The organism is Vibrio sp. Vb1574 (genome assembly GCF_033338675.1).
Map to the genome: position 1 here is coordinate 191,862 of NZ_JAWOTC010000001.1, position 24,757 is coordinate 216,618.

Sequence of the window (24,757 nt, forward strand, 5' to 3'; positions counted from 1 at the left end):
CACCAGTAGTTAGCAAAGCTAACCATTTAATTAGCAAGGCTAACTAAATGGTTAAATTAAATAAAAGAAAGATGAAACAACAAAAACTAAACCATACAGCTGAGGCCTTTGCTTCAGTTTAAAATGACTTATTACTCAATGCTTTATTCAATAAAGCTTGTAACTGTTCAGCTTCTTGCTGATTTAATTGTTGCATCATTTGGTCAGAGATATCTTTGTACACTACCTGCTCCAAAGACATTTTTTCTGCGACTTCTTCCGTAAGCAACACACGCTTAGCACGAGCATCCTCATTACATGCGATGCGTTTCACCAAACCCTTTTTTTCCAAACGCACAACCATTGTCGATGCGGAAGGCTTAGTCACTTGCAGCTCTTCTGCAAGATCGGTTATTCGCACACCCTCAGGGTAAACCTGAATCACACGTAAATAATCGAACTCATTAAAGCTTAGATGTGATAATGGATCTTCTTTGGCATAGACACGCCAAGCTTTGGCGCAAAAACGCTCTAAATCAATCAAGCTTTCTTCTAATGCCATAAAAGCCACCACCACTTAGTTAGCAAGACTAACTATTTTAAATGAGTCACTCATCAAGTTCAATCATAAAAAAAGCCGCTCTCATCGAGCGGCTCTAAATCATTCAATTTCCAGCTTCTTGGCAGCCTTTAACTTGGCCAATCTATCTTGCTGTAATTGATCGTAAATTTGCGCCAACTCCAAGAAAGAATAGCGATGCTCAACATAATCGTAAACGTTGAACGAAATCGCGAGCTTATAAAGTGAGATGGCACTTGCGATATCACCTTCAAGCTGATTACGCTTTCCAAGGTAGAAATACGTTTCCGTCAATCGTTCAGCTAGGCGATAGTTCTCTCTCGTTCCATCCATAATTGCTTTAAGCGCGTCTTCGTCCGAGACGTCTCGCAGCATGATAGCAACAAGAACCCACCCCCACTCTTCACTACGATCTCGTAAATAACGCTGTTGAAGATTGGCTTTTGCTTGCTCTGGATTTTGCTCAGCTTCGATGATGTACAGCCATAATGAACGAAAAGGATCCGTTGGCATTTCTTGATAATGCTTGGTCATATCTTCTAAAGCGAGATCGATTCGGCCACCATAATACAGTGCAATCGCACGGTTGCGCTCAGCATAGGTATTATCAGGAGCCAACTCTATGGTCGAGTCAAACGCTTCATATGCCGCATCAAACTCTCCTACTTGGGTAAAGTATACTCCCAAAAGATTGAAGATGTCCGGCTGAGCAGGATTCAACTGCAAAGACTGGTTAAAGTCCAAACGGGCAAGATCACGTAAACCAACGCTGTCGTAGTAGCTACCGCGCTCATAATGCATTTTAGCGCGCACTTCATCACTAAGGTCGGGACGTTGTAGCAACTGCGAGAGACGCGCGATTTGTACTTCTTGTTGAACACTAGGCTGAAGTGGCACCGCCATCGGTGGATATAACCACTTTTGTGCTGATTGTTGAGAAGTATTTGCACAACCGGTCAGCGCGATAGCAACACATAAAATTGCGGTTTGAAACCATTTCACTAATTGATACTCCTGTTTGGACCGCTCAAGATTTATTTCTCTTAATGCAATATAGGCGATAACCTCGTTTGAGGTTAATACATCGAAACAAACCAAAAAAGGGGAGCGAAAATGCTCCCCTTTTATAACATGCTTTCAGGCCCTTAATCTAATAAAAGGCTGAAAGTCTCATTTTGTCTTACTCGTCTTTAGCAGCTGGTGCTTCAGCAGCAGCTTCTTCAGCTGGCTTTTCTACCGCTTCTTTCATGCTTAGACGTACACGGCCTTGGCGGTCGATTTCAAGAACTTTAACTTGAACTTCTTGACCTTCAGCTAGGTAGTCAGACACTTTCTCTACGCGTTTTTCTGCGATTTGAGAAATGTGTACAAGACCATCTTTGCCTGGAAGAACCGTTACGAATGCACCGAAGTCTGCTAGACGTGCAACTTTACCTGTGTAGATACGGCCCACTTCAACTTCAGCAGTGATCTCTTCGATACGGCGGATAGCTTCTTTCGCAGCAGTGCCTTCAGTTGCCGCAATCTTGATAGTACCGTCGTCTTCGATTTCGATAGTTGTACCAGTCTCTTCAGTTAGAGCACGGATAACTGCACCACCTTTACCGATAACGTCTTTGATCTTCTCAGCGCTGATCTTCATCGTGTGAATACGCGGAGCAAATTCAGAGATGTCTTCACGAGCACCAGAGATTGCTTCATCCATTACAGATAGGATGTGCTTACGTGCGCCTTGAGCTTGGTTAAGCGCAATTTGCATGATTTCTTTAGTGATGCCTTCGATCTTGATGTCCATTTGAAGTGCAGTGATACCAGTGTTAGTACCTGCTACTTTAAAGTCCATGTCACCTAGGTGGTCTTCATCGCCAAGGATGTCAGAAAGTACAACGAAATCGTCACCTTCTTTAACAAGACCCATTGCAATACCAGCAACAGATGCTTTGATTGGTACACCTGCGTCCATAAGCGCAAGAGAAGTACCACATACTGAAGCCATTGAAGATGAACCGTTAGATTCAGTGATTTCCGATACAACACGTACTGTGTATGGGAACTCATCAACAGAAGGCATTACTGCAGCAATACCACGCTTCGCCAGTTTACCGTGGCCGATTTCACGACGCTTAGGAGAACCTACAAAACCAGTTTCACCTACACAGTATGGAGGGAAGTTGTAGTGCAGTAGGAAGTGATCTTTACGCTCACCAGTTAGCTCATCGATGATTTGAGCATCACGCTGAGTACCTAGCGTTGCCGTAACGATCGCCTGAGTTTCACCACGAGTGAATAGCGCGCTACCGTGAGTACGAGGAAGAACACCAGTACGTACATCTAGTGCACGAACCATGTCTTTTTCACGGCCATCGATACGAGGGTTACCTGCAATAATACGGCTACGTACTACTGTCTTCTCTAGATCATGGAAGATAGTGTGGATTTCTTTTGTGTCTGCTTCAGGATCTTCAGCAAGAAGAACTTCATTTACTTCCGCAGCGATCTCATGGATGCGGTCGTAACGAGCCATTTTCTCAGTAATTTGGTAAGCTTCAACAAGTTTAGCTTCTGCTAGATCAGCAATCTTATTTTTAAGCGCTGTGTTCTCTTCAGGAGCAACCCAATCCCAAGCAGGAGTTGCAACTTCTGCTTTGAATTCGTTGATAGCTTGAATAGCAACTTGTTGTTGGTCATGACCATAAACAACCGCCGCTAGCATTTCTTCTTCAGTTAGGTTGTCCGCTTCTGACTCAACCATCAGTACTGCTGACTCTGTACCTGCAACAACAAGGTCAAGCTTAGAAGTTTCTAGTTCAGTTTGGCTAGGGTTAAGTACAAGCTGACCATCGATATGACCAACACGCGCCGCACCGATAGGGCCGTTGAATGGAATGCCAGAGATAGCAAGAGCAGCAGAAGTACCGATCATTGTAACGATATCTGGCTGAACATCTGGGTTTACAGACATTACTGTCGCGATAACCTGAACTTCGTTTTTAAACGCGTCTGGGAAGAGCGGACGGATTGGACGGTCGATTAGACGAGCTGTTAGCGTTTCGCCTTCAGAAGGACGACCTTCACGTTTGAAGAAGCCGCCTGGGATTTTACCCGCAGCGTAAGTACGCTCTTGGTAGTTAACCGTTAGTGGGAAGAAGTCTTGACCTGCAACGGCTTCTTTTTTACCTACAACAGATACGAATACAGACGTATCATCCATTGTGACCATAACTGCTGCTGTAGCTTGACGTGCAATAACGCCAGTTTCTAAAGTAACTGTGTGGTTACCGTACTGGAACGTTTTAACAACTGGTTTTTCGAACATTGTTATTCCTTGTTTCTAATCTTCCTTTAGTGCTTAAAGAAATCTTAGATGTGTTAATTGACACTCAAGGCATTACGAATCGCGACTAGTAAAAAGAAACTCGGAAATTCCTTTTGAATAGTCGCGACCTTTTGGTCGACGTGGTTGACTGTAATGCTATGAGCTTTTGAGAAAACCTCTTACAAGGTTTAGCCGCCAGTATTATAACGGCATAAGTCTAATTTGGCTAAATTTAGGCAACAAAAAAGGGGCATAAAGCCCCTTTTTAGACAAACTGCTATGCAGTCGCTGATTAGCGACGTAGGCCTAGACGTTTGATTAGGTCTTGGTAGCGAGCTAGGTTTTTACCTTTTAGGTAATCTAGAAGCTTACGACGACGAGAAACCATGCGTAGAAGACCACGACGGCTGTGGTGATCGCCTTTGTGCGCTTTGAAGTGACCTTGTAGGTGGTTGATAGAAGCTGTAAGTAGAGCTACTTGAACTTCTGGTGAACCAGTGTCGCCTTCGCCTTGTGCGTATTCTGCAACGATTGCTGCTTTAGTTTCTGCATTCAGAGACATAATTCTCTCCTAATAAGAGTAGGTTTAAAGTTGTAGCAGCCAATCTCTGATTCAGCCGCTACGCGAAGCGCGGATTATAGGGAAATTTCCTATCTCGTGCAATATAAAAATACCGACACTCAGGTCGGTATTTTCAATCATTTACTTGGATTCAACGTCATCTCGGAACACGACCAATCGCTTAGGAGCGATTTTGCCATCTTCGTTCATTTCGCCAACGCCAATAAACAAGCGTTCTTCACCCATAGTAAGGCGAAGTGAGCCCTCAGTCGGAGCACCAAATACTTGAACGGGCTGCCCATGTTGGACCATATTCGCCAGTTCAGGCACCAAGTTGACTTCTGGTAAGTCTTCTACCGCTGTATCCATTGGCAAAAGCAGTGGGTCCAGTAGTTCTCGAGGCGCTCGTTCCTCGCGGTGAGCTTGCTCTAGCAACTCATTTAGTTGCTCAAGTGTTACCATATTCTCGTATGGGTATTTAGCAACACCAGTACGACGAAGCATAGTTACGTGCGCACCACAACCTAACATTTCGCCCAGATCATCAACGATAGTACGAATATAGGTACCTTTAGAGCAGTGCACTTCCATCTCTACTTCATCGCCTTCAAAACGGTGAAGAACAATCTCATATACCGTGATCTTACGAGATTCACGCGGAACTTCGATGCCTTTACGAGCGTATTCATACAAGGGTTTACCTTGATACTTCAACGCAGAGAACATGGAAGGCACTTGATCAGATTCACCACGGAACTGATCGATGCACGCTTCTAGCTTGTCTAACGTAACATCGACTGGACGCGTCTCTACAACTTCACCATCCGAGTCAGACGTATTGGTACGTTCACCCAGCTTTGCGATCACGCGGTAGCGTTTATCAGAATCAAGAAGAAACTGAGAAAATTTTGTCGCTTCACCCAAGCAAATTGGCAGCATGCCTGTCGCTAATGGGTCCAAGGCTCCAGTGTGGCCTGCTTTCTCGGCAAAGTAGATTCGCTTTACTTTTTGCAGTGCATCATTGGAAGAGATACCTGTTGGTTTGTCCAACAGTATAACGCCATTAATTGGACGACCTTTACGACGACGAGCCATTATTCTTCGTCCTCACGACCAGAATCTTTTTGCTTTTGTTTGTCTGAACTAACGACTTCAGACACTAGGTTAGACATACGCATACCTTCAACAAGCGTATTGTCATAGTGGAAGCGGATTTCTGGCGTTAAACGTAGACGAATACGCTTACCTAACATCATGCGAATGTGCACTTCGTGCTCACGTAGCGCTGCTAGACATGATTCTGGTGTTTGCTCACCCACACACAGGAAGGTCACAAATACTTTTGCGTAAGCTAGGTCACGAGAGACTTCTACGTCTGAGATCGTCACCATGCCAAGGCGAGAGTCACGAACTTCACGTTGAAGGATCATCGCTAGTTCTTTTTGCAGCTGCTGTGCAACGCGCTGCGTGCGGCTAAATTCTTTTGACATATCTTTACTCTTATATAGAAAGAATGGGGGGTTGGTCAAAGCCAGCCCCCCATGGTGTATTCAACAACCAATTACTACTTATCTTTCAAAGACAATATTAGTAATTTTAGTCAATTAGTCTAGAGTACGTTTAATTTCAACGATTTCGAAGACTTCGATTTGGTCACCAACGCGAACATCATTGTAGTTCTTAACGCCGATACCACATTCGTAGCCATTCTTAACTTCTTGAACGTCATCTTTGAAACGACGTAGTGACTCTAGTTCACCTTCGTAAATAACAACGTTATCACGTAGTACACGGATTGGGTTGTTACGCTTGATCACACCTTCTGTAACCATACAACCAGCGATAGCGCCCAGTTTCGGTGACTTAAACACGTCACGAACTTCAGCAAGACCAATGATCTCTTGCTTGAATTCTGGAGCAAGCATACCGCCCATTGCTTGTTTCACTTCATCAATCAATTGGTAAATGATTGAGTAGTAACGTAAGTCAACAGCTGCGGCTTCAACAGCACGGCGAGCAGAAGCATCTGCACGAACGTTAAAGCCAAGGATGATTGCGTTTGAAGCTTCCGCTAGTACTACGTCAGTTTCCGTAATACCACCTACACCAGAACCAACGATGTTCACTTTAACTTCGTCAGTAGATAGCTTAACTAATGAGTCAGCGATTGCTTCTACAGAACCTTGAACGTCTGCTTTAAGTACAACGTTAAGTTCAGCAACTTCACCAGCAGTCATGTTAGAGAACATGTTCTCTAGTTTAGATTTCTGCTGACGAGCAAGTTTCACTTCACGGAACTTACCAGCACGGTAGTTAGCTACTTCACGCGCTTTACGCTCGTCACGAACTACTGTTGCTTCATCACCTGAAGATGGTACACCTGAAAGACCTAGGATCTCTACAGGGATAGATGGGCCAGCCGAAGTAATTTCTTTACCTAGCTCATCACGCATTGCACGAACACGGCCGTATTCTTGACCACAAAGAACGATGTCGCCTTTGTTTAGTGTACCTGATTGAACAAGTACTGTTGCAACTGGACCACGACCTTTATCTAGGCGAGATTCAACAACAACACCAGATGCCATGCCTTCAGCTACAGCTGTAAGTTCAAGAACTTCAGACTGAAGAAGGATTGCTTCTAGAAGACCATCGATGTTTGTACCCTGTTTAGCAGAGATGTGAACGAACATGTTCTCACCGCCCCACTCTTCAGGAATAACGTCGTATTGAGCAAGCTCGTTCTTAACGTTATCTGGGTTCGCGTCTTCTTTATCGATCTTGTTCACAGCAACAATTAGAGGAACGCCTGCCGCTTTCGCGTGCTGAATCGCTTCTACTGTTTGTGGCATTACGCCATCGTCTGCTGCAACTACAAGAACAACGATATCTGTTGCTTGAGCACCACGAGCACGCATTGCAGTAAACGCTGCGTGTCCAGGAGTATCAAGGAACGTGATCATGCCGTTGTCTGTTTCAACGTGGTACGCACCAATGTGCTGAGTAATACCACCCGCTTCGCCAGAAGCAACGTGTGTGCGACGGATGTAGTCAAGTGTTGACGTTTTACCGTGGTCAACGTGACCCATGATAGTAACAACTGGAGCACGTGGAACTGCTTCCGCGTTAGTGTCACGGTCAGATAGTACCGCTTCTTCCAGTTCGTTCTCTTTACGAAGAACTACTTTATGGCCCATTTCTTCAGCAACAAGTTGTGCTGTTTCTTGGTCGATCACTTGGTTGATAGTCGCCATAGCGCCCATCTTCATCATTACTTTGATAACTTCTGTCGCTTTAACCGACATCTTGTTAGCGAGTTCTGATAGAACGATCGTTTCGCCAATTACAACGTCTTGCTTAGCAACCGTTGCTGACTTATCAAACCCGTGCTGCATTGAAGTCGGCTTAGCAAGTTTGCCCTTACGACCTCTACCGCCACGTTGGTTGTTACGGCCACCGCGAGCTTGGTCGTCTTTACCCGAAGCTGCTTTTTTCTTCTTACGACGACCGCCTTCTACTTTGCGATCTGCTTCATCTTCGGCTTCACGTGCGTATTGTGAAGTCGTTACATGGTAATCTGTATCTTCCATATCACCCTTTTTCTCTTCTGCAGCAGACCAACGCTCTTTATTCTTTTCAGCCAATTCGCGAGCTTCTTCAAGCTTGCGCTGACTTTCCTCTTCAGCCTTACGCTTAGCTTCTTCTTCCTGACGACGTTTAAGCTCGTCGGCCTCTTTTCGCGCTGCTTCTTGCTTAATTTTCTCTTCAGCATCACGCTTTGCTTTTTCTTCAGCATTACGTTGTGCATTCGTATCTACGTCTCGCTTCGCTTTTTCTTCAGCTTCACGTTTCGCTTTTTCTTCCGCTTCACGTTTTGCTGCTTCTTCAGCTTCACGTTTCGCAGCTTCTTCAGCTTCACGTTTTGCAGCTTCTTCTGCTGCACGTTTTGCTGCTTCTTCTGCTTCTCGTTGTGCTGCTTCTTCAGCTTCACGTTTCGCTTCATCTTCAATTGTGCTGCGCTTCACGTATGTACGTTTTTTGCGCACCTCAACCTGAACATTCTTACTCTTACCACCACCCGCGTTCACACTAAGTGTACTACGAGTTTTACGCTGAAGCGTAAGGCGAGTCGGCTCTGAATCACCTGATTTATCACCGTGTTCTTTCTTTAAATGAGAGAGAAGCTTCTGCTTCTCTTCATCAGTAACATTGTCAGAGCTCGCCTTTTTAATGCCAGCGTCAGCAAGTTGTTCAATCAAGCGGTCGACTGGCGTACCAATCTCATCACTCAGTGCTTTAACTGTTAATTGTGTCATGCCGCTTCCTCCTTGCCGAAAATTATGCTTCTTCGCCGAACCAACAGATGTTACGTGCGGCCATAATTAGCTCACCTGCACGTTCTTCGGTCAGGCCTTCGATACCTTCTAAATCGTCAATACCTTGGTCAGCAAGATCTTCCAGTGTCGCTACACCTTTCGCTGCCAATTTAAATGCCATCTCACGCTCAAGACCTTCAAGTGCAAGTAGGTCCTCAGCTGGTTCTAGACCTTCAAAAGACTCTTCTTGTGCTAGTGCGATCGTCGTTAGTGCATCTTTTGCACGTCCACGAAGCTCTTCGATTAGTTCTTCATTCAAACCATCGATTTCTAGTAGCTCGTTAACTGGCACGTATGCGATTTCTTCTAGCGTTGAGAAACCTTCTTCAACAAGAAGTTGAGCGAAGTCTTCTTCAATATCTAGGTACTTCATGAAGTTTTCAATAGATGCTTGTGATTCTTCAGCGTGTTTCTTCTGAAGATCAGCAACTGTCATAACATTCAGTTCCCAACCTGTTAGTTGAGATGCTAGACGCACGTTTTGACCGTTACGACCGATAGCTTGCGCTAGGTTGTCAGCTTCAACTGCGATGTCCATTGAGTGTGCATCCTCATCAACGATGATAGAAGCAACATCAGCTGGCGCCATTGCGTTGATAACGAATTGAGCTGGGTTATCATCCCAAAGCACAATATCGATACGCTCACCACCAAGTTCGCCAGAAACAGCTTGTACACGTGCACCACGCATACCAACACACGCACCTACAGGGTCGATACGTTTGTCATTTGTTTTGACAGCGATCTTAGCGCGAGAACCAGGATCACGTGCAGCGCCTTTCAGCTCGATAATATCTTCTGCGATTTCAGGCACTTCAACACGGAAAAGTTCTGCCAACATTTCTGGCTTAGAACGAGTGATGAACAATTGGAAACCACGTGCTTCAGGCGCGACTTTGTAAAGAAGGCCACGTACGCGGTCGCCTGGACGGAAGTTTTCACGAGGAAGTTGGTCATCACGCAGGATTACCGCTTCAGCGTTATTACCAAGATCAAGCACGATTGTGTCACGGTTTACTTTTTTCACGACACCAGTGATTAGATCACCTTCATTGTCGATGAACTGTTCAACGATTTGTGCGCGCTCAGCTTCACGAACTTTTTGAACGATAACTTGTTTAGCAGTTTGAGTCGTAATACGGTCAAACGTTACTGATTCGATTTCGTCTTCTACGTAGTCGCCAAGCTCGATTGAGTCATCTTCGTATTGCGCTGCTTCTAGTGAGATCTCTTTTGTAGGGTTCTCAACGTCATCAACAACTAACCAACGGCGGTAAGTGACAAACTCACCGGTTTTACGGTCAATGGCAACACGTACGTCGATTTCGATTTCGTATTTTTTCTTTGTAGAAGTTGCTAGAGCAATCTCAAGAGCCTCAAAGATACGCTCACGAGGTACCGCTTTTTCGTTCGATACCGCTTCTGCTACCGCTAAAATTTCTTTACTCATTGTATTTAGCCTCTAAGCTTAAACTTTTTTAGGGAACTAAAATTTAGGGATCAGGTTAGCTTTGGAAATGTTACTTAGAGCAAACTCTTCTTGCTGACCGTCTACAGTAATTGTCACTGTTTCGCCATCAACACCGTGGATAATACCTTTCCACTTACGACGGTTTGCTACAGCCATTTTCAATACGATGCTGACCTCGTGACCAATAAATTGCTCGTAATGTGCTGCTTTAAAAAGTGGTCTTTCTAAACCTGGAGAAGACACTTCTAGGCTGTAAGCAACAGAAATTGGATCTTCAACGTCTAAAACTGCACTAACTTGGTGGCTAACTTCTGCACAGTCGTCTACGTTAATACCATTTTCATGGTCAATGTAGATACGTAACGTTGAGTGCGCGCCTGCACGAATGAATTCTAATCCAACTAACTCATAACCTGATGCCGCTACTGGCGCGTCAAGCATTTCAGTAAGTTGTCTTTCTAAACCAGTCATTTAACCACTCCAGAAACAAAAAAAGGGCTCAGAGCCCAATCAAAAAACCAAGCAGTATCTGAGCTATTTCAAAAAGCTCAGATAACAAAAAACCCCGATAGTCGGGGTTTTATGCTGCTGGACCCTGATACGTTAAGAATAGCCAACAATTGCTTTTCTTAACTCGTAGTGTGGTTAGCACTACGCAAACTTGCCAATCTACGATTTCCTTTTAAGGAAAGAGATTGGTTGCGGGGGCCGGATTTGAACCGACGACCTTCGGGTTATGAGCCCGACGAGCTACCAAGCTGCTCCACCCCGCGTCCGACTTGCTGAGCATTATACTCGCAAACAAGTGATTTACAAGTTTGTAAATACATGGTGCCGAGAGAGGGACTCGAACCCTCACACCTAAGGCACTAGCACCTCATGCTAGCGTGTCTACCAATTTCACCATCTCGGCATCAAAACCTTACAGCTTATTGAGGAATTTCATCACCCGCAGGGGCAGGAACTTCACTCGCTGCATCCTTAACTTGTTCAACAACTGGTTGACCTAACGTTGGGTCTACCCATTGTGATTCAGTCTGGTGCGTAGACATACGACCAAGTAACAAGCTAACGATAAAGAATACGGTTGCTAAAATAGCAGTTGTTCGGGTTAAGAAATTACCTGAGCCGCCAGCACCAAACACTGTGTTTGAAGCACCAGCACCGAACGAGGCTCCCATATCTGCGCCTTTACCTTGTTGAATCAACACAAGGCCAATCACACCAAGCGCTGCCAACAGGTAAATCACAAGTAGAACTGAAAACATTTTTTCCACCTATGTTCCAAATTGTTGAGCCAGCGCCGTTCAAAAGAATAAATCATAATGAACAAGGCTAGCGACCTCCTAACGGGAGGCGGAGCAATACTAGCGAAAGCCAGTAACGCTGACAAGGGAAAATTAGTAAAAAATCAATGCCAATGCGTTAAGCGCTCAAAAAAAGGGCAAAAGATGCCCTTTTCATTCAAGACATGCTTTAACGCAATGATTAACAACTTGCTTTAACAGCCTCAGCGATTTTCAATGCTGAGTGTTGAACTAGTTCACCATCTTCGCCTTCCACCATAACGCGGATCAAAGGCTCAGTGCCAGACTTACGCAGCAGTACACGCCCTTTATCACCAAGTGTCGCCTCTACTTCAGCGACAGCGTTTAATACAGCTGTAGCTTCAAGAGGGTTACTTTCTCCTGAGAAACGGACATTTTCTAAAACCTGAGGATATAATGTCATTCCTTGCGATAGTTCATATAAAGACATATCGCTGCCAATTACAGAAGCAAGTACTTGAAGTGCAGCAACAATCGCATCGCCGGTTGTGACTTTATCTAATAAGATCACATGGCCTGAGTTTTCAGCACCAATTTTCCAACCTTTTTCTAGCAGTTGCTCCATGACATAACGGTCACCAACAGCAGCACGTACAAACGGAATGCCTAGCTGCTTTAAACCATTTTCCATACCCAAGTTAGTCATTAGTGTACCAACAACACCACCCTTTAGCTCACCACGACGAAGTGCATCACGAGCGATGATATAAGCAATTTGGTCACCATCAACTTTGTTACCTAGGTGGTCGACCATAATGATGCGGTCACCATCACCATCAAATGCGAGACCAAGGTGCGCTTGCTCTTCAACAACACGCTGTTGAAGAGCTCGTACGTCTGTTGCGCCCACTTTTTCATTAATGTTGATGCCGTTAGGCTCTACGCCCATAGCGATAACTTCTGCCCCAAGTTCTTTGAAAACATTTGGAGCGATGTGGTACGTTGCACCGTGCGCACAGTCTACTACGATCTTAAAGTTCGCAAGGCTCAACTCAGATGGGAAAGTACTCTTACAGAATTCGATGTAACGACCAGCTGCATCATTTAGGCGGGTTGCTTTACCAAGCTCAGCAGACTCCACACATTCAATTTCTTTATCTAACTCAGCTTCGATCGCCAATTCGATATCGTCAGGTAGCTTAGTACCCTCAGAAGAAAAGAATTTAATGCCGTTGTCGTAATATGGGTTATGTGATGCAGAAATCACAATACCAGCCTCGGCACGGAAAGTCTGAGTTAAATATGCCACAGCTGGAGTTGGCATGGGACCAGTAAATGTTGCTTTAAGTCCCGCAGCTGCAAGGCCAGCCTCTAGTGCAGATTCAAGCATATAACCTGAAATACGTGTATCTTTACCTATGATAACTTTCTTTGTGCCTTGTTTCGCTAGTACACGACCAGCAGCCCAGCCAAGCTTAAGTACGAAGTCTGGAGTGATTGGGTATTGTCCTACTTTACCGCGCACACCGTCAGTACCAAAGTAACGTCTTTCATTCGACATAAACTTTCCTTTATTATTTTTAAATATTGTTTTTCGTCATCTCAACAACTTTCATCGCTTCGATTGTCTCTTCAAAGTCATGCACGCGAATGATCTGCGCGCCTTTCATCGCGGCAATCGTAGCACAAACGACACTTGCGTTCGTACACTCTGCCGCTGGCTTGTCTAACAGTTTGAAGATCATGGATTTACGAGACATGCCAGCCAAAATAGGCAGGCCGAATTCATGAAACTTTTCAAGATGAGCAAGCATATGATAATTGTGTTCGATTGTTTTGCCAAAGCCAAACCCAGGATCGAGAATCAGTTGAGATTTATCAATCCCTGCTGCTTCACACGCCGCGATACGTTCTTCTAGAAAAGCCGACACGTCCCCCATTAAATCATCATAATGAGGGTCAACTTGCATGGTCCTAGGCTGACCTTTCATATGCATCAGACAAATTGGAAGGTTTGCTTCTGCTGCGACTTCCAGAGCACCTGGCTCTTGCAGCGAGCGGATGTCATTGATCAAATCAGCCCCAGCATCAATTGCTTGACGCATCACTTCTGCTTTACTGGTGTCAACGGAAATCCATACATCATATTTTTCACGAATGGCTTTGATTACTGGGACAACACGCCTAAGCTCTTCTTCCAAAGACACATCCGGTGCACCAGGTCTTGTCGATTCACCACCAACATCAACAATACTTACACCAGCCTTTATCATTTTATCAACTTGAGCAAGAGCAAGTTCAATTGAGTTGTATTTACCGCCATCCGAAAAGGAATCCGGTGTCACATTTAGAATGGCCATGACATGTGGACGCGAAAGGTCCAAAGATTTGTTATTTGCTGTAATCATCATCATAAACACAAAAACCCCGAGATAACTCGGGGTTTAATATTATCGATACTCTTTATTCAGAGTCTTTCTTTTCAGGCGCTTCGTTAGAAGTTGTTTCAGAAGAGCTAGGCTGTTCTGCATCTTTCGCAGTCTCCGTTGCTTCTTCTTTAACTTCTTGCTTTGCTTGAGGCTTGTCGCTGTCTTCTGGTTTGCTTGCTGAGTTATCACTCCAGCCCGCAGGCTCACGAATTTCAGCTTTGCGCTCCATTAAGTCATCAATCTGGCGAGCATCAATGGTTTCATACTTCATCAGCGCATCTTTCATCGCATGCATGATATCCATGTTCTCTTGAAGAATCTTCTTCGCACGATCGTAGTTGCGGTCAATGATCTGACGAACTTCGTCATCAATCAACTTCGCTGTATCGTCAGACACATGTTTAGTCTGAGTTACACTACGCCCTAAGAACACTTCGCCTTCATCTTCTGCATACAGCAGAGGGCCAAGCTTTTCAGAGAAACCCCATTGAGTAACCATCTTACGAGCAATATCTGTTGCGCGCTCGATATCATTAGAAGCACCGGTTGATACTTTGTCAGCACCGTAGATAAGTTCTTCTGCTAAACGACCACCGTACAAGCTAGAAATCATTGATTCTAGGTGTTGGCGAGACATACTCACGCGGTCCTGCTCTGGAAGGTACATTGTTACACCCAACGCACGACCACGTGGAATGATAGACACTTTGTACACTGGATCGTGTTCAGGAACCAAGCGACCAACAATCGCGTGACCCGCTTCGTGGTATGCGGTTGACTCTTTCACTTCCTCAGACATCACCATTGAACGGCGCTCAGCACCCATCATGATTTTGTCTTTCGCCAGTTCAAACTCAACCATAGAAACGTTGCGCTTGTTACCGCGCGCAGCAAACAGGGCTGCTTCGTTAACTAAGTTTGCTAGGTCAGCACCAGAGAAGCCTGGAGTACCACGTGCGATGAGAGAAGGCTCTACATCACCCGCTAGAGGGACCTTACGCATGTGAACTTTTAGGATCTGTTCACGGCCACGTACATCTGGAAGACCAACTACCACTTGGCGGTCAAAACGACCAGGACGCAGTAACGCAGGGTCCAGCACATCCGGACGGTTAGTCGCAGCGATAACGATAATACCTTCGTTACCTTCGAAACCATCCATCTCAACGAGCATTTGGTTTAGTGTTTGTTCACGTTCATCATGACCACCACCAACACCTGCGCCACGTTGACGACCTACCGCATCGATCTCATCGATAAAGATGATACAAGGTGCGGCTTTCTTTGCTTGTTCAAACATGTCACGCACACGAGATGCACCAACACCAACGAACATTTCTACGAAATCAGAACCAGAGATAGTGAAGAATGGTACTTTCGCCTCACCGGCAATGGCTTTCGCTAGAAGCGTTTTACCCGTACCAGGAGGACCAACCATTAGAACACCCGTTGGAATCTTACCGCCCAGCTTTTGGAAGCGGCTTGGATCGCGTAGGTAGTCCACCAGCTCTTTCACGTCTTCTTTTGCTTCGTCACAACCTGCAACGTCAGCAAAAGTTGTCTTGATTTGTTCTTCGCTCATCATTCGAGCTTTGCTCTTACCAAAAGACATGGCGCCTTTACCCCCGCCGCCTTGCATTTGACGCATGAAGAAAATCCATACACCAATTAGTAAGATCATTGGGAACCAAGAGATGAAGATAGTACCCAGCAAGCTTTGCTCTTCTGGAGGCGTGCCTTGTACTTTCACGTTTTGGTTAATTAGGTCATCTAGAAGCTTTTGGTCATACACTGGCATGTAAGTGACCATTTTGGCACCGCCGCCACGACGAACAAAGCTAATTTCACCGTCTTTAAAAGTTGCTTCTTGAATCTGGCCTTGGCCAACTTCCTGTACAAACGTGGTGTAATCCACGGTTCTGCCATTGCTTTCTCCAGGGCCAAAGCTCTGGAATACCGACATCAATACGACGGCGATAACAAGCCACAGAATTAAATTTTTTGCCATGTCACTCAAGGTGTAAGCCTCTCGATAACTAATTGTAATTAAAGGTAGGGTACTACAGTTCATTAACTGTAGCTATAGTGTTAACACGCTCTCAAGAGAGCAAAATGGTTAACCTTTGTAACCAGTGGCTACGACGAAGACCTCTCGAGAGCGAGCTCGCGATGAGTCTGGTTTTCTAATTTTTACGGCTTTAAACATGTCTCGGACTTCTTTCACATACTGATCGAAGCCTTCCCCTTGGAAAACCTTTACGACAAAGCTACCATTAGGCGCTAGAACTTGTCGACACATATCTAAAGCTAATTCAACTAAATACATAGCGCGAGGTTGATCAACAGAATTGTTTCCCGCGATGTTAGGCGCCATATCAGACATTACTACGTCTACCATGGAAGGTTGGATCCTTTCTAGCAAAGCTTCCAATACTGCATCATCACGAAAGTCGCCTTGTAAAAAGCTAACGCCAGCAATCGGGTCCATAGGAAGCAAGTCACACGCAATGATCTGACCACTGTCCCCTACTATCTTAGCAGCATATTGAGACCATCCGCCCGGCGCAGCCCCCAAGTCGACGACTGTCATTCCAGGCTTTAACAATTTATCTTTCGTTTGAATCTCATCGATCTTGAAATAAGCACGTGAGCGGTAGCCTTTTTTTCGGGCTTCATTCGCGTATTTATCATCAAAGTGTTCTTTCAACCAACGACCAGAACTAGCCGAATGTTTTTGTTTACTCATTTTAATCCCAACAAGGCACAAATTGGAGCTATTGTTTTAATAGGCGCTACCTATTACTCAATAAATTATAGTCTTCAGCAATAGATGGCGTTAAAATAGCTTTTTTCAACCCTTATTTTAAAGAAAATTGGCCGCGTAATGAACCTAAGCACCAAACAAAAGCAGCACCTTAAAGGCCTAGCTCACAGTTTAAAACCTGTTGTGCTAATGGGCGCAAATGGACTTACAGAAGCCGTGCTAGCAGAAATTGAAATCGCTCTTAACCATCACGAACTTATCAAAGTAAAAGTTGCTTCGGAAGATCGTGAAACAAAACAGCTAATCATCGACGCTATCGTACGTGAGACGGGCGCTGAAAAAGTTCAGACTATTGGTAAAGTGCTTGTGCTATACCGCCAGTCTGAAGAGCGTAAAATCGAAATCCCTCGTAAGTAACTCTACTTACGTTGCTGAAGAAAAAAGGTCGCCCGAGGCGACCTTTTTGCGTTTTATCAGGGCAGTAATGCTACTCCAAACGACTTAGATATATTCTACTCGGTCAATTTCGAAGTCTTTCGCGCCACCCGGAGTTTGAATAGCAACTTCATCACCTTCCATCTTACCAATCAGGCCACGAGCAATAGGTGAGCTCACTGAAATGCGACCTGCTTTGATATCGGCTTCATCATCACCAACGATTTGGTACGTTTTTTCTTCTTCGGTGTCGATATCAATCAAGGTTACGGTTGAACCAAAAATAACTTTACCCGTGTTCTCCATCTTCGTTACATCAATAACTTGAGCAACTGACAGTTTGTATTCAATGTCACGGATTTGTGCTTCACAAATGCCCTGCTCTTCACGAGCGGCGTGATATTCAGCATTCTCTTTTAAATCACCTAGCTCACGAGCTTCAGCAATTGCCTCTGAGATCTGAGGACGTAGTTTAAGTAGACGATCGAGTTCTGCACGTAGCTTTTGCTCGCCACGTAGTGTCATTGGAACTTTTTCCATTTTATAACCTCAAGCCCAAATGGGTCTTTGGACAAAAAAAGCCCACCCTGTCATAGGACTGGGTAGTGCGCTTAAAGATGTATTTCGTTTAGTGTAAACAAACTCCCGGACGAAATCATCTTAATTCGAAAAGCAGCAAGACTATGCCTTTTCGGCATAATGATATAACTCACTTTTAGAGCGGTTCTAGGGCGAATCACCTTCTCAATTTATTGAAAAACAACACTGTTCATTACACCAAAAACCTCAAAAAAGATAAAAACTAATCAATGTCAGGTCAATGTCATTGCCAATAATTTCAATAAAAAACAGTAATTTAAATAAAAACAACGCACAATTGAACAGTGTTCATCAGTGAGATTTATATCATTTTACTAACTCATACGGAAACTTTAGCAGTAAAACATGTCCAGCGAGTTGTTAGATCAATGGCTTACAAGTGCGAACTATATCGCTCAATTAGCCAATTTTGGACCAACAACTTGTGAGAGATCACCTCTCCCCCATACAACAATGATTATGGACAGCTAACTAGGACAAATAAGATGAAAAAGACTCTAATTGCTCTTTCTGTATCTGCAGCAGCTATGGCAACTGGCGTAAACGCAGCTGAACTTTACAACCAAGACGGTACTTCTCTAGAAATGGGCGGCCGTGCTGAAGCACGTCTATCTATGAAAGATGGCGACGCTCAAGACAAATCTCGCATCCGTCTAAACTTCCTTGGTAAACAAGAAATCAATGACAACCTATACGGTGTTGGTTTCTGGGAAGGTGAATTTGAGACTGCTCAAAACGGTACTGTAGACGGCGACGACAAGAGCGATCTAGAAACTCGTCTTGCTTACGCTGGTCTTGGCGGTGCTTACGGTGAGTTCGCATACGGTAAAACTGAAGGTGCACTAGGCGTTATCACTGACTTCACAGATATCATGGCTTACCACGGTAACTCTGCAGCAGACAAACTAGCTGTATCAGACCGTACAGACAACATGATGGCTTACAAAGGCCAGTTTGAAAACCTAAGCGTAAAAGCAAGCTACCGCTTCGCTGATCGTATGGAAAACGAAAACACTGGTGAGTACTACGACAACAAACAAGACGGTTACTCTCTATCTGCAATCTACGCTCTAGCTGACACTGGTCTTGAGCTAGGTGCTGGTTACGCAGATCAAGACAAAGCTAACGAGTACATGCTAGCTGCATCTTACACAATGTCTGATCTTTACTTCGCTGGTGTATTCACTGACGGCGAGAAAATGGAAGATTCAAACAACAGTAACACAGTTGATTACACTGGTTACGAGCTAGCGGGTGCTTACACTCTAGGCCAAACAGTATTTACAACATCATACAACAATGCAGAAACTAACAACGAAACTTCTGCAAACAACTTTGCTGTTGATGCTTCTTACTACTTCAAGCCTAACTTCCGTGGTTACATTTCTTACAACTTCAACCTGATTGATGCAGGTGACAAGTTTGGTTCAACTGACACTAGCAAAACAGTTGCAACTAAGATCGATGCTGAAGACGAGCTAGCTCTAGGTCTACGTTACGACTTCTAATTCCGGTCTTTGACTAGAATATCGAATGCCCGCTTTAAGCGGGCATTTTTTATACTTCATTTTAAGCAGCGCGCCTTTCTCTCGTGTCTCATTCATGAAGACATTTGAAGCATTTCTTTAGTTACCTAGCATATTGAAAGGACTTGCGTATACTCAATCACATAACTCACCTTAGAAAGTATCATTATGCGTTTACGTTGGCCCTTGCTCATATTCTCTTCATTACTTTCTGCTTTTTCACAAGCGTACCCTCATCAAGAGGTGTTGCCTGAAGGCGCCCGCATCAGTTTAGTTGCGGAAAAACTCAGTGAAAATGCTGAGCTTGACGGTGTTCATCCTACCGAACAACTGTTCCCACCAGCGAGTACATTAAAAATCGTCACCGCATTAGCCGCGAAGTTAGAACTGGGTGATAACTTCCGGTTTCGAACCAAGCTGGAAACATCGAACTCAGATGCAGTGATTTACTTTGTCGGCGACCCAACACTCCAAACCAACGACTTAAAATCACTTCTCACTCTAGCTAAGAAAAATGGCTTAAAACGGATTAACGGTGACCTATGGCTCGATAACAGCGCATTCACTGGTTATAACCGTGCGGTGGGCTGGCCGTGGGATATCTTGGGAGTTTGCTACAGCGCTCCGGCATCGACCATCACACTCAATAACAACTGTGTACAAGCCTCTATCTATACACAAAAAGATGGTGGAACGCGGGTCTACGTACCAGAGCATCAACCTATTCGTGTCACAAGTACCGTAGAAACAGTTTCTAAAACCATTAAGAAAAGTCGTCATTGTGACTTAGGTTTAGTTGCAAATCCCGATAACAACTACAAGCTAACAGGGTGCTTGGTTGAAAGAGACAAACCATTGCCACTGAAATTTGCGGTTCAAGACCCTGAGCGTTACACCAGTCAAAGGTTGGCGACTTTGCTCAAGGAGCTCAACATTGGGGTATCAGGAAAGATTAGGGTCGGTACGGCGCCAGAAAAGCAGCGAAAGCTCATCGCAATGCATCAATCAAAGGCCTTACCAGACATTCTTGAAGATATGCTCAAAAACTCTGACAACTTGATTGCCGACACATTAACCAAAACACTTGGTGCTAAATTTTTCGTTCAGCCAGGCAGTTTTACTAACGGTACAGAAGCGATCAAGCAGATCATTTTCGCCAACACTGGTATTGATATTCGTAATGCGCGCCTAGAAGACGGCTCAGGACTTTCGCGAAATAACCGGATCTCCGCGACCAAGATGGCTGAAATGCTGCGCTATATTTGGAAGCATGAAAACGAACTCAAATTGATTGCCATCATGCCGAAATCAGGTGAATCCGGCACATTAAAGTACCGACAAAGTATGCGAAAACTTCCAATTAAAGGACAGCTGATCGCGAAAAGTGGCTCTATCTACGGGACTTACAATATGGCTGGATATGGCTTGGATAAAAATGGTCAACCTAACACCATTTTTGTTCAGTTTGTTTCAGACTACTTCCCAGAAAAACGGGACGACAACACACCTGTCATCGCCCCGATTACACATTTTGAGCAGCTTTTTTACAATGACATTGTGAACTTTAGTCAGGCAATACCTAAGAAATAGTTCACCACGTTAAAGTAAATCCACATTCCTGAAATATCGACGATAGACGCAAGAACTGGACTCACCAATACGGCTGGGTCCAACTTGCAAGCTCGTGCAATAATTGGCAACAGCCCGCCCAATGTTGTAGAAATAGTGACTTGAATGAACAGCGCAACTGCTATTGCCAGTGCGATATCGGTCAGTTCAAAGCCTCCTGTTGATTGTCCTGCACTAAATAACATAATGCGTCCAATCATCACGATAGCGATCGCTAGCGCAATAAATAGAGCGACTCGGCTCTCTTTCCACAAAACTTCTAACCATTGGCGTTTTTTTAACTCTCCAGTAGCAAGAGCACGAATCACCAAAGTTGCTGCTTGTGTTCCTGTGTTACCACCAGCAGCTGCAATCACTGGCATGTACACTGCAAGTAAAACAAGCTGACTAAGGGTGTCCTCATACTGAGCGATGATCAAGCCTGACACTATCCCTAAAAGAGCCAGCGCAATGATCCATCCAATACGCTGTTTTACATGCCCTAAAACACTAGTTGATAAATAACCATCGGGTGTATCAACTTCAGACATATGCAGACCCAGTTGGTGAGCATAATGACGTGCGCGTTTGTCATGACCTGCTTGCTCAAGTTGAGCAATAAGACTATTCACATAGCCGACAGAGCAATGCTGTAAAATACCTACAGCCTCATCAATCGGCATAACCGTAAGCAAATGGACTTGTTGCTCTTGCTCGTACTGCAAGAATGCATTGCGAGCTGCACCAATTTCTACTTCAGAAAAGTTTGGTGTTGTTTCAATAAAAGTGTTGTTCATTACCGTCATGGCGAATCTCCCGATTGGCATTGGTAACGACCATCGACAAAGCATGAAAAAGCCACTCTCGCACGCTAAAAGTCAGACAACAATTAAGATGCACAGAGAAAACCAATGCGAATGCACTGTCTATTCAGAATGTATGAAGGAAATAACGAGAAGAAAGTTAGAAAAGATGCCTCACCACTTAGGTAAGGCGGAGATCGCCAATACCGAAGCGGGTTATTTCGCTCCCTTAATCTTACTCACCCAACGACTGGGAGGATGGTCGGTATTGTTCATGTAAATCTCCGATAGCGCTGCCATTATTGGCAGCGCAAGTATAGTAGCAAAGTTCATCAGGTATGGAAGTTTTACTTTGCCGTTTTTGCTAAATTTTCATACAAAAAAAGCGCCCTTCAGACGCTTTCATTTGCAGTCATTATGAATTACTGAATAGTAATACGAGCAAATTTACGTTTGCCGACTTGGAACACGTAAGTACCCGCTTCTGGAGCAAATTTGCTGTCCGCAATTTTTTCACCATCAATCTTCACAGCGCCCTGCTTAACCATGCGCATCGCATCTGACGATGATGGACATAAGCCTGCTTCTTTCAACAGATTACTCACTGGGCGACCTGCGTCAAAGTCAAACTCTGGCATTTCATCAGGAATTTGGTTCTTCGCAAAACGGTTTACGAATTCTTGCTCTGCTGCATCGGCATCGGCTTCACTGTGGAAACGAGCAATAATTTCTTTTGCTAGCAATACTTTGATGTCACGAGGGTTTTTGCCCGCTTCTACATCAGCTTTGAATTGAGCAATCTCTTCCAGAGGACGGAAAGAGAGCAGCTCGTAGTAGCTCCACATTAGGTCATCAGAAATAGACATGATTTTACCAAACATTTCGCTTGGCGCTTCGCTGATACCGATGTAGTTGTTTGCTGACTTAGACATCTTCTTCTCGCCATCAAGGCCCACTAGAAGCGGCATCATCAGTACAACCTGAGGTTTTTGACCGTGAGACTTTTGCAGTTCACGACCCATTAGAAGGTTGAACTTCTGGTCTGTACCACCTAATTCAACATCCGTTTCCATTGCTACTGAGTCCCAGCCTTGTAGAAGTGGGTACATGAACTCATGAATAGCAATTGGCTGACCACCCGCGTAACGCTTTTTAAAGTCGTCACGCTCTAGCATACGAGCAACGGTTTGGTTTGCCGCAAGGCGAATCATACCTTCTGCGCCCAGTTCAGACAGCCACTCAGAGTTAAACTGAATTTTAGTCTTTGCAGGATCGAGAATTTTGAACACTTGCTCTTTGTACGTTTCAGCGTTACGCAATACGTCTTCACGACTTAGCGGTGGACGAGTTGTGTTTTTACCTGTTGGGTCACCAACCATTGCAGTGAAGTCACCGATTAGGAACGTCACTTCATGACCTAGTTCTTGGAACAAGCGAAGCTTATTGAAAATAACCGTATGGCCTAGGTGAATGTCAGGTGCTGTTGGATCAGCGCCCAATTTAATACGTAGAGGACGGTCTTCTTTTAGTTTTGCGATTAGCTCTTCTTCTGGAATCAGCTCTTCAACACCGCGCTTAATCTCGGCTAGTGCAGCTTCAATGCTCGCCATTCTTGTTCACTCCCACAGATTTGGCAAAAATATAATAGCTGAACATATTACTTGAATAGCGATGCATTTTGAAACACGTTAGACTAGGTAGTTGTCACTTTTTCCGTTTAATTTAGCAATCAAGTACCTCATGCATTCGATTTTTGTCCGACTTCCACTCTTGCACAAAGTATTGATCGGTTTTTTTAGTGCGCTGATTATCTTCGCGCTCTTCTTTTTACCTGATCCGCAAGACCTAGACCCGCAGCAGAGCCGATTAAAAGTTGGTCAACATTATCCTGTGCCAGTTTCCCTCGAACTCAGTGCACTAAATAGTTCATCGCCTGCGGTTCCCGCCGTGCTGCGCTGGGAGACATACAAGGTAAAAAATGGCGAGAGTGCTGCCATCTTATTTAGTCGCGTAGGGCTTTCTGCTCGTCTATTACATGAACTGGTGTCATCAGACAAAGAAGTGGAAAAACAGTTAACTCGGCTTCGACCTGGTGACCGATTGCAATTTGGTTTTGACGAAAATAGCGACTTGGTGCAGCTAAGAAGAACACTAAGCGCGTTCGAGACTTTTCGTATCACATTAAAAGACGGCAAGTACGTTTCTGAAGTTGATAAAAAAGAAGTCGACTTCCAGTACAACTACGCTGAAGCCACCATCAAATCAAACTTTTGGAATGCAGGAATATCTTCTGGATTAAATGGTAACCAAATCATGGAACTGGCTGGCATATTTGGTTGGGACATCGACTTTGCTTTAGATATTCGTAAAAACGACAGCTTCCGAGTACTTTACCAAGAGGAAGTGGTAGAAGGTGAAGTAATCGGCCGTGGAAAAATCATTGCTGCGATCTTTAAAAACCAAGGCGATACCTTTACCGCAATATTGGATCAGAAAAGTGGCAAGTATTACGACGAAAATGGGCGTGCAATGAAAAAAGCATTCTTACGCGCGCCGTTGGATTTCCGTCGAGTTTCGTCTAATTTCAACCCACGCCGCTTACATCCAGTGACGGGACGCGTTCGTCCTCATAGAGGCACGGACTATGCGGCACCGGTGGGTACCCCGATTTGGGCGGCTGGTGATGGCGTCGTTCAAAAATCGTCTTACAACAAATTTAATGGTAACTACGTTTTCATTAAACATAGTAATACTTACATTACCAAGTACCTGCACTTAACCAAACGTACTGTACGAGCTGGTCAACGCGTTAAGCAAGGCCAAACCATCGGTACGCTTGGCGGAACTGGCCGTGTAACTGGCCCTCACCTGCACTATGAGTTCCTTGTGAATGGTGTCCATAAAAACCCGCGCACGGTGAATTTGCCACAATCTAAATCCCTGACAGGCAAAGCGAGACAAACTTTCATGGCAAACGCGAAAGTTAGCATGGACAAGCTTGAACGCTACAGCAAACTGTTAGCAATGAAGTAAGGCAAGG

General features: G+C 44.6%; 21 protein-coding genes and 2 tRNA genes. 4 read left to right on the forward strand and 19 right to left on the reverse strand.

The genetic code is table 11. The features are described 5' to 3' along the window. Positions 1-118: 118 nt before the first annotated feature. The 16 genes from R7O12_RS00860 to rlmE all read right to left on the reverse strand — a co-directional run bounded on the left by R7O12_RS00860 (position 119) and on the right by rlmE (position 16,727). The gene (locus tag R7O12_RS00860) at positions 119-541 is read right to left on the reverse strand and encodes a MarR family winged helix-turn-helix transcriptional regulator (RefSeq protein ID WP_005380103.1); all 423 of its coding nucleotides are present in this window, start codon (positions 539-541) and stop codon (positions 119-121) included. A gap of 99 nt (positions 542-640) precedes the next feature. After that, positions 641-1,561, reverse strand: a complete 921-nt coding sequence (gene nlpI, locus R7O12_RS00865) for a lipoprotein NlpI (protein WP_005380101.1) — start codon at positions 1,559-1,561, stop codon at positions 641-643. 178 nt (positions 1,562-1,739) lie between these two features. Next, positions 1,740-3,875, reverse strand: a complete 2,136-nt coding sequence (gene pnp, locus R7O12_RS00870; protein WP_005380098.1) for a polyribonucleotide nucleotidyltransferase — start codon at positions 3,873-3,875, stop codon at positions 1,740-1,742. A gap of 292 nt (positions 3,876-4,167) precedes the next feature. After that, entirely contained in the window at positions 4,168-4,437 is a 270-nt protein-coding gene (rpsO, locus tag R7O12_RS00875; protein ID WP_005380094.1) for a 30S ribosomal protein S15, read from the reverse strand. A 141-nt stretch (positions 4,438-4,578) separates the two neighbouring features. Continuing rightward, on the reverse strand, positions 4,579-5,532 hold the full coding sequence (truB, locus tag R7O12_RS00880; RefSeq protein WP_213872700.1) for a tRNA pseudouridine(55) synthase TruB: 954 nt from the start codon (positions 5,530-5,532) through the stop codon (positions 4,579-4,581). After that, positions 5,532-5,927: a 30S ribosome-binding factor RbfA gene (gene rbfA, locus R7O12_RS00885; protein ID WP_005380087.1), complete on the reverse strand. Its 396-nt coding sequence runs from the start codon at positions 5,925-5,927 to the stop codon at positions 5,532-5,534. Before rbfA ends, truB begins: the two co-directional genes overlap by 1 nt. 114 nt (positions 5,928-6,041) lie before the next feature. Further along, a complete protein-coding gene (infB, locus tag R7O12_RS00890; protein ID WP_005380086.1) occupies positions 6,042-8,753 on the reverse strand; it encodes a translation initiation factor IF-2 in 2,712 nt (903 codons plus the stop codon). Positions 8,754-8,775: 22 nt separating this feature from the next. Next, positions 8,776-10,263, reverse strand: coding sequence for a transcription termination factor NusA (gene nusA / locus R7O12_RS00895; protein ID WP_005380084.1), 1,488 nt, complete (start codon positions 10,261-10,263; stop codon positions 8,776-8,778). Between the two features lie 36 nt (positions 10,264-10,299). Then, entirely contained in the window at positions 10,300-10,755 is a 456-nt protein-coding gene (gene rimP, locus R7O12_RS00900; protein WP_005386424.1) for a ribosome maturation factor RimP, read from the reverse strand. Between the two features lie 225 nt (positions 10,756-10,980). Further along, positions 10,981-11,057, reverse strand: a tRNA-Met gene (locus R7O12_RS00905). Between the two features lie 56 nt (positions 11,058-11,113). Continuing rightward, positions 11,114-11,197: transfer RNA gene (locus R7O12_RS00910), tRNA-Leu, on the reverse strand. 16 nt (positions 11,198-11,213) lie between these two features. Further along, a complete protein-coding gene (gene secG / locus R7O12_RS00915) occupies positions 11,214-11,552 on the reverse strand; it encodes a preprotein translocase subunit SecG (RefSeq protein ID WP_005380080.1) in 339 nt (112 codons plus the stop codon). Positions 11,553-11,772: 220 nt separating this feature from the next. Then, positions 11,773-13,113: a phosphoglucosamine mutase gene (glmM, locus tag R7O12_RS00920; protein ID WP_005388992.1), complete on the reverse strand. Its 1,341-nt coding sequence runs from the start codon at positions 13,111-13,113 to the stop codon at positions 11,773-11,775. A 19-nt stretch (positions 13,114-13,132) separates the two neighbouring features. After that, positions 13,133-13,963, reverse strand: coding sequence for a dihydropteroate synthase (folP, locus tag R7O12_RS00925; protein ID WP_017820419.1), 831 nt, complete (start codon positions 13,961-13,963; stop codon positions 13,133-13,135). Between the two features lie 52 nt (positions 13,964-14,015). Continuing rightward, on the reverse strand, positions 14,016-15,989 hold the full coding sequence (gene ftsH / locus R7O12_RS00930; protein ID WP_017635895.1) for an ATP-dependent zinc metalloprotease FtsH: 1,974 nt from the start codon (positions 15,987-15,989) through the stop codon (positions 14,016-14,018). A gap of 108 nt (positions 15,990-16,097) precedes the next feature. Next, positions 16,098-16,727, reverse strand: coding sequence for a 23S rRNA (uridine(2552)-2'-O)-methyltransferase RlmE (rlmE, locus tag R7O12_RS00935; protein ID WP_005388985.1), 630 nt, complete (start codon positions 16,725-16,727; stop codon positions 16,098-16,100). A 138-nt stretch (positions 16,728-16,865) separates the two neighbouring features. On the opposite strand from rlmE, the gene yhbY reads away from it, so the two are divergent. Then, the gene (yhbY, locus tag R7O12_RS00940; RefSeq protein ID WP_005380066.1) at positions 16,866-17,162 is read left to right on the forward strand and encodes a ribosome assembly RNA-binding protein YhbY; all 297 of its coding nucleotides are present in this window, start codon (positions 16,866-16,868) and stop codon (positions 17,160-17,162) included. 84 nt (positions 17,163-17,246) lie between these two features. Here the strand turns inward: yhbY and greA are convergent, their stop codons facing one another. Further along, a complete protein-coding gene (gene greA / locus R7O12_RS00945) occupies positions 17,247-17,720 on the reverse strand; it encodes a transcription elongation factor GreA (protein WP_005380065.1) in 474 nt (157 codons plus the stop codon). 545 nt (positions 17,721-18,265) lie between these two features. Here greA and R7O12_RS00950 point away from each other — a divergent pair. Beyond that, on the forward strand, positions 18,266-19,288 hold the full coding sequence (locus R7O12_RS00950) for a porin (protein WP_005386521.1): 1,023 nt from the start codon (positions 18,266-18,268) through the stop codon (positions 19,286-19,288). 186 nt (positions 19,289-19,474) lie between these two features. Continuing rightward, the gene (gene dacB / locus R7O12_RS00955) at positions 19,475-20,896 is read left to right on the forward strand and encodes a serine-type D-Ala-D-Ala carboxypeptidase (RefSeq protein WP_017820417.1); all 1,422 of its coding nucleotides are present in this window, start codon (positions 19,475-19,477) and stop codon (positions 20,894-20,896) included. On the opposite strand, the gene R7O12_RS00960 is transcribed toward dacB, so the two are convergent. Together R7O12_RS00960 and tyrS are read right to left on the reverse strand one after the other, a co-directional pair. After that, a complete protein-coding gene (locus R7O12_RS00960) occupies positions 20,875-21,720 on the reverse strand; it encodes a magnesium transporter (RefSeq protein ID WP_005380062.1) in 846 nt (281 codons plus the stop codon). The two genes, dacB and R7O12_RS00960, sit on opposite strands and share 22 nt — an antisense overlap. A 419-nt stretch (positions 21,721-22,139) precedes the next feature. Then, positions 22,140-23,327 carry a tyrosine--tRNA ligase gene (gene tyrS, locus R7O12_RS00965; protein ID WP_017820416.1) on the reverse strand — a complete coding sequence of 396 codons (1,188 nt, stop codon included), beginning with the start codon at positions 23,325-23,327 and terminating at the stop codon, positions 22,140-22,142. Between the two features lie 130 nt (positions 23,328-23,457). Here tyrS and R7O12_RS00970 point away from each other — a divergent pair, with 130 nt between their 5' ends. Next, positions 23,458-24,750: a peptidoglycan DD-metalloendopeptidase family protein gene (locus R7O12_RS00970; RefSeq protein ID WP_021707738.1), complete on the forward strand. Its 1,293-nt coding sequence runs from the start codon at positions 23,458-23,460 to the stop codon at positions 24,748-24,750. Positions 24,751-24,757: the final 7 nt, after the last annotated feature.

Bases quoted from the DNA above. Each gene is read 5' to 3' on its own strand.
- dacB (WP_017820417.1), top strand. From the start codon at position 19,475: ATGCGTTTACGTTGGCCCTTGCTCATATTCTCTTCATTACTTTCTGCT.
- secG (WP_005380080.1), bottom strand. From the start codon at position 11,552: ATGTTTTCAGTTCTACTTGTGATTTACCTGTTGGCAGCGCTTGGTGTG.
- greA (WP_005380065.1), bottom strand. From the start codon at position 17,720: ATGGAAAAAGTTCCAATGACACTACGTGGCGAGCAAAAGCTACGTGCA.
- glmM (WP_005388992.1), bottom strand. From the start codon at position 13,113: ATGTCGAATGAAAGACGTTACTTTGGTACTGACGGTGTGCGCGGTAAA.
- R7O12_RS00860 (WP_005380103.1), bottom strand. From the start codon at position 541: ATGGCATTAGAAGAAAGCTTGATTGATTTAGAGCGTTTTTGCGCCAAA.
- infB (WP_005380086.1), bottom strand. From the start codon at position 8,753: ATGACACAATTAACAGTTAAAGCACTGAGTGATGAGATTGGTACGCCA.
- R7O12_RS00950 (WP_005386521.1), top strand. From the start codon at position 18,266: ATGAAAAAGACTCTAATTGCTCTTTCTGTATCTGCAGCAGCTATGGCA.
- R7O12_RS00970 (WP_021707738.1), top strand. From the start codon at position 23,458: ATGCATTCGATTTTTGTCCGACTTCCACTCTTGCACAAAGTATTGATC.
- rlmE (WP_005388985.1), bottom strand. From the start codon at position 16,727: ATGAGTAAACAAAAACATTCGGCTAGTTCTGGTCGTTGGTTGAAAGAA.
- nusA (WP_005380084.1), bottom strand. From the start codon at position 10,263: ATGAGTAAAGAAATTTTAGCGGTAGCAGAAGCGGTATCGAACGAAAAA.
- yhbY (WP_005380066.1), top strand. From the start codon at position 16,866: ATGAACCTAAGCACCAAACAAAAGCAGCACCTTAAAGGCCTAGCTCAC.
- tyrS (WP_017820416.1), bottom strand. From the start codon at position 23,327: ATGGCGAGCATTGAAGCTGCACTAGCCGAGATTAAGCGCGGTGTTGAA.
- rimP (WP_005386424.1), bottom strand. From the start codon at position 10,755: ATGACTGGTTTAGAAAGACAACTTACTGAAATGCTTGACGCGCCAGTA.
- truB (WP_213872700.1), bottom strand. From the start codon at position 5,532: ATGGCTCGTCGTCGTAAAGGTCGTCCAATTAATGGCGTTATACTGTTG.
- folP (WP_017820419.1), bottom strand. From the start codon at position 13,963: ATGATGATTACAGCAAATAACAAATCTTTGGACCTTTCGCGTCCACAT.
- rpsO (WP_005380094.1), bottom strand. From the start codon at position 4,437: ATGTCTCTGAATGCAGAAACTAAAGCAGCAATCGTTGCAGAATACGCA.
- pnp (WP_005380098.1), bottom strand. From the start codon at position 3,875: ATGTTCGAAAAACCAGTTGTTAAAACGTTCCAGTACGGTAACCACACA.
- R7O12_RS00960 (WP_005380062.1), bottom strand. From the start codon at position 21,720: ATGACGGTAATGAACAACACTTTTATTGAAACAACACCAAACTTTTCT.
- ftsH (WP_017635895.1), bottom strand. From the start codon at position 15,989: ATGGCAAAAAATTTAATTCTGTGGCTTGTTATCGCCGTCGTATTGATG.
- rbfA (WP_005380087.1), bottom strand. From the start codon at position 5,927: ATGTCAAAAGAATTTAGCCGCACGCAGCGCGTTGCACAGCAGCTGCAA.